The sequence below is a fragment of the Micromonospora sp. AMSO1212t genome, from assembly GCF_008868145.1.
In the GTDB taxonomy this organism is placed as follows: domain Bacteria; phylum Actinomycetota; class Actinomycetes; order Mycobacteriales; family Micromonosporaceae; genus Micromonospora; species Micromonospora tulbaghiae.
The window spans coordinates 1-5383 of sequence record NZ_WBKS01000214.1 but is presented as its reverse complement, the minus strand read 5'-3'; the positions used below and the strand labels follow the sequence as shown (position 1 = coordinate 5383).

The 5383-nt window shown below is 57.7% G+C and carries 3 rRNA genes; all 3 read left to right on the top strand.

Annotated features, from left to right (window positions below):
- Positions 1-170: 170 nt before the first annotated feature.
- A 16S ribosomal RNA gene (locus tag F8279_RS29010) occupies positions 171-1685 on the top strand.
- 386 nt (positions 1686-2071) lie between these two features.
- Positions 2072-5181, top strand: a 23S ribosomal RNA gene (locus F8279_RS29005).
- A 79-nt stretch (positions 5182-5260) separates the two neighbouring features.
- Positions 5261-5377 (top strand): 5S ribosomal RNA (gene rrf, locus F8279_RS29000).
- Together the 16S, 23S and 5S rRNA genes form the textbook arrangement of a ribosomal RNA operon.
- Positions 5378-5383: the final 6 nt, after the last annotated feature.

Below are 5383 nucleotides of genomic sequence, written 5' to 3'. Positions count from 1 at the left end.
GGGGCTTCTGGTTGGTGTGTGGTTGTTCTTTGAGAACTCAACAGGGTGCTTGTAAAGCCAGTGCCAATTGTTTTATACCCCGGACTGGTGGCCATTCTTTTGGGAGTGGTTGCTGGTTGGGATTCCTTTGGCAACACTTTTGTTGCCAGGTTATGCTGTTCGACAAGTTTTTGTTGGAGAGTTTGATCCTGGCTCAGGACGAACGCTGGCGGCGTGCTTAACACATGCAAGTCGAGCGGAAAGGCCCTTCGGGGTACTCGAGCGGCGAACGGGTGAGTAACACGTGAGCAACCTGCCCCAGGCTTTGGGATAACCCCGGGAAACCGGGGCTAATACCGAATATGACCTTGCACCGCATGGTGTTTGGTGGAAAGTTTTTCGGCTTGGGATGGGCTCGCGGCCTATCAGCTTGTTGGTGGGGTGATGGCCTACCAAGGCGACGACGGGTAGCCGGCCTGAGAGGGCGACCGGCCACACTGGGACTGAGACACGGCCCAGACTCCTACGGGAGGCAGCAGTGGGGAATATTGCACAATGGGCGGAAGCCTGATGCAGCGACGCCGCGTGAGGGATGACGGCCTTCGGGTTGTAAACCTCTTTCAGCAGGGACGAAGCGTAAGTGACGGTACCTGCAGAAGAAGCGCCGGCCAACTACGTGCCAGCAGCCGCGGTAAGACGTAGGGCGCGAGCGTTGTCCGGATTTATTGGGCGTAAAGAGCTCGTAGGCGGCTTGTCGCGTCGACTGTGAAAACCCGCAGCTCAACTGCGGGCCTGCAGTCGATACGGGCAGGCTAGAGTTCGGTAGGGGAGACTGGAATTCCTGGTGTAGCGGTGAAATGCGCAGATATCAGGAGGAACACCGGTGGCGAAGGCGGGTCTCTGGGCCGATACTGACGCTGAGGAGCGAAAGCGTGGGGAGCGAACAGGATTAGATACCCTGGTAGTCCACGCTGTAAACGTTGGGCGCTAGGTGTGGGGGGCCTCTCCGGTTCCCTGTGCCGCAGCTAACGCATTAAGCGCCCCGCCTGGGGAGTACGGCCGCAAGGCTAAAACTCAAAGGAATTGACGGGGGCCCGCACAAGCGGCGGAGCATGCGGATTAATTCGATGCAACGCGAAGAACCTTACCTGGGTTTGACATGGCCGCAAAACTGTCAGAGATGGCAGGTCCTTCGGGGGCGGTCACAGGTGGTGCATGGCTGTCGTCAGCTCGTGTCGTGAGATGTTGGGTTAAGTCCCGCAACGAGCGCAACCCTCGTTCGATGTTGCCAGCGCGTTATGGCGGGGACTCATCGAAGACTGCCGGGGTCAACTCGGAGGAAGGTGGGGATGACGTCAAGTCATCATGCCCCTTATGTCCAGGGCTTCACGCATGCTACAATGGCCGGTACAATGGGCTGCGATACCGTGAGGTGGAGCGAATCCCAAAAAGCCGGTCTCAGTTCGGATCGGGGTCTGCAACTCGACCCCGTGAAGTCGGAGTCGCTAGTAATCGCAGATCAGCAACGCTGCGGTGAATACGTTCCCGGGCCTTGTACACACCGCCCGTCACGTCACGAAAGTCGGCAACACCCGAAGCCGGTGGCCCAACCCTTGTGGAGGGAGCCGTCGAAGGTGGGGCTGGCGATTGGGACGAAGTCGTAACAAGGTAGCCGTACCGGAAGGTGCGGCTGGATCACCTCCTTTCTAAGGAGCACCATCCACCGAAAGGTGGTATGGAGCCCGCACTGCCCGAATGTGGTGGTGGGGTGCTCAGATGGCGGAGACACTGGCAAGTCGGTCGCCGGCAACGGCCACGGATCTTCTAGTACAGCTGCTCTTCGGGGTGGTGGGAACGAGGCTGTGGTGCGGCTGGGGACGGATGTAAGCACCCTGTTGGGTCCTGAAGGAACAACCCGAGTGGTTGTCTTTCAGAGCCTTGAGATGCCCCTGGGCGGTGTTCCGGGGGCGGAAGGCGCCAGGCATGGCCTGGTCTCGCATACCGCCGGCGGTTTGCCGGGTTTGGTGTGGGGCTTGTGGGTTGTGGGTTGGTTGTTTGTTGAGAATTGCACAGTGGACGCGAGCATCTTTGTGGTCAAGTTGTCAAGGGCGAACGGTGGATGCCTTGGCACCAGGAGCCGATGAAGGACGTGGGAGGCCGCGATAGGCCTGGGGGAGCTGTCAACCAAGCTGTGATCCCAGGGTGTCCGAATGGGGGAACCCGGCATCAGTCATGTGATGTCACCCGCACCTGAACACATAGGGTGTGTGGGGGGAACGCGGGGAAGTGAAACATCTCAGTACCCGTAGGAAGAGAAAACAAATAGTGATTCCGTGAGTAGTGGCGAGCGAAAGCGGATTGAGGCTAAACCGGCGGCGTGTGATACCTGTCAGGGGTTGCGTGGTCGGGGTTGTGGGACCCTGCTCAACAGACTGACATCTGTTGGAGGAGTTACAAAGTCAGTGGCTAGTCGAACAGTCTGGAATGGCTGACCGTAGACGGTGATAGTCCGGTAGGTGAAAGTTGCTGATCTTCTGTGGGTGTTCCCGAGTAGCGGCGGACTCCTGAAATCTGCCGTGAATCTGCCAGGACCACCTGGTAAGCCTAAATACTTCCTGGTGACCGATAGCGGACAAGTACCGTGAGGGAATGGTGAAAAGTACCCCGGGAGGGGAGTGAAATAGTACCTGAAACCGTTCGCCTACAATCCGTCGGAGCCTTGCGGGGTGACGGCGTGCCTTTTGAAGAATGAGCCTGCGAGTTAGTGGCATGTGGCGAGGTTAACCCGTGTGGGGGAGCCGTAGCGAAAGCGAGTCTGAATAGGGCGTTTTTAGTCGCATGCTCTAGACCCGAAGCGGAGTGATCTAGCCATGGGCAGGCTGAAGCGCGGGTAAGACCGCGTGGAGGGCCGAACCCACCAACGTTGAAAAGTTGGGGGATGACCTGTGGTTAGGGGTGAAAGGCCAATCAAACTCCGTGATAGCTGGTTCTCCCCGAAATGCATTTAGGTGCAGCGTCGCGTGTTTCTTGCCGGAGGTAGAGCACTGGATGGTCTAGGGGGCCCACAAGCTTACCGAAATCAGCCAAACTCCGAATGCCGGTAAGTGAGAGCGCGGCAGTGAGACTGCGGGGGATAAGCTTCGTAGTCGAGAGGGAAACAGCCCAGATCACCAGCTAAGGCCCCTAAGCGTGTGCTAAGTGGAAAAGGATGTGGGGTCGCATAGACAACCAGGAGGTTGGCTTAGAAGCAGCCACCCTTTAAAGAGTGCGTAATAGCTCACTGGTCAAGTGGTTCCGCGCCGACAATGTAGCGGGGCTCAAGCACACCGCCGAAGCTGTGGCATTCACATAATAACTTCGTATCTCCTTGATGGGATATGCAGGTGTGTGGATGGGTAGGGGAGCGTCGTGCCGGGGGTGAAGCAGCGGGGTGACCCAGTTGTGGACGCGGCACGAGTGAGAATGCAGGCATGAGTAGCGAAAGAAGGGTGAGAAACCCTTCCGCCGGATGACCAAGGGTTCCAGGGCCAGGCTAATCCGCCCTGGGTGAGTCGGGACCTAAGGCGAGGCCGAGAGGCGTAGTCGATGGACAACGGGTTGATATTCCCGTACCCGCGAAAGAGCGACCCTGACGAACCTCGTTGTGCTAACCACCCGAACTGCCGGCGGTCTTCGGACCAATGGTGGGGAGCGTGGGAACCTGGCGGGTAGTAGTCAAGCGATGGGGTGACGCAGGAAGGTAGCTGAGCCCGGCCGGTGGTTGTGCCGGGGTAAGCGTGTAGGCCGTGTCGTAGGCAAATCCGCGACGCATATAGGCTGAGACGTGATGCCGAGCCGATTCAGGTGAAGTCAGTGATCCTATGCTGCCGAGAAAAGCCTCTAGCGAGTTCTTAGCGGCCCGTACCCCAAACCGACACAGGTGGTCAGGTAGAGAATACCGAGGCGATCGGGCGAACTGTGGTTAAGGAACTCGGCAAATTGCCCCCGTAACTTAGGGAGAAGGGGGGCCGGAGACGTGAAGCCCCGCGCGGGTGGAGCGTTGTATGGCCGCAGAGAGCAGGGGGAAGCGACTGTTTACTAAAAACACAGGTCCATGCGAAGAAGTAATTCGATGTATATGGACTGACGCCTGCCCGGTGCTGGAACGTTAAGGGGACCTGTTAGCTCTTCGGGGCGAAGCGGAGAACTTAAGCGCCAGTAAACGGCGGTGGTAACTATAACCATCCTAAGGTAGCGAAATTCCTTGTCGGGTAAGTTCCGACCTGCACGAATGGCGTAACGACTTCCCCACTGTCTCAACCACAGGCCCGGCGAAATTGCATTACGAGTAAAGATGCTCGTTACGCGCGGCAGGACGGAAAGACCCCGGGACCTTTACTATAGCTTGACATTGGTATCTGAATTAGCTTGTGTAGGATAGGTGGGAGCCGGTGAAGTCCATACGCCAGTATGGGTGGAGGCAATCTTGAAATACCACTCTGGTTGATTTGGGTATCTAACTTCGGACCGTTATCCGGTTCAGGGACAGTGTCTGGTGGGTAGTTTAACTGGGGCGGTTGCCTCCTAAAGGGTAACGGAGGCGCCCAAAGGTTCCCTCAGCCTGGTTGGCAATCAGGTGTTGAGTGCAAGTGCACAAGGGAGCTTGACTGTGAGACTGACAGGTCGAGCAGGGACGAAAGTCGGGACTAGTGATCCGGCACTGGCATGTGGAAGCGGTGTCGCTCAACGGATAAAAGGTACCCCGGGGATAACAGGCTGATCTTCCCCAAGAGTCCATATCGACGGGATGGTTTGGCACCTCGATGTCGGCTCGTCGCATCCTGGGGCTGTAGCAGGTCCCAAGGGTTGGGCTGTTCGCCCATTAAAGCGGTACGCGAGCTGGGTTTAGAACGTCGTGAGACAGTTCGGTCCCTATCCGCCGTGCGCGTAGGATACTTGAGAAGGGCTGTCCCTAGTACGAGAGGACCGGGACGGACGAACCTCTGGTGTGCCAGTTGTCCCGCCAGGGGCACGGCTGGTTAGCTACGTTCGGAAGGGATAACCGCTGAAAGCATCTAAGCGGGAAGCTCGCTTCAAGATGAGGTATCCCACCCACATTTGTGGGGTAAGGCCCCCAGCTAGACGACTGGGTTGATAGGCCGGAAATGTAAGCCCGGTAACGGGTTCAGTTGACCGGTACTAATAGGCCGAGGACTTGACTACTAAGCTGCTACGCGTCCACTGTGCAACTCTGAACAAACCACCACCCATGTTGTTGGGTTGGTTGACATGTTCATAGAGTTACGGCGGTCATGGCGGAGGGGAAACGCCCGGTAACATTCCGAACCCGGAAGCTAAGCCCTCCAGCGCCGATGGTACTGCACTCGGGAGGGTGTGGGAGAGTAGGACACCGCCGGACAATCTT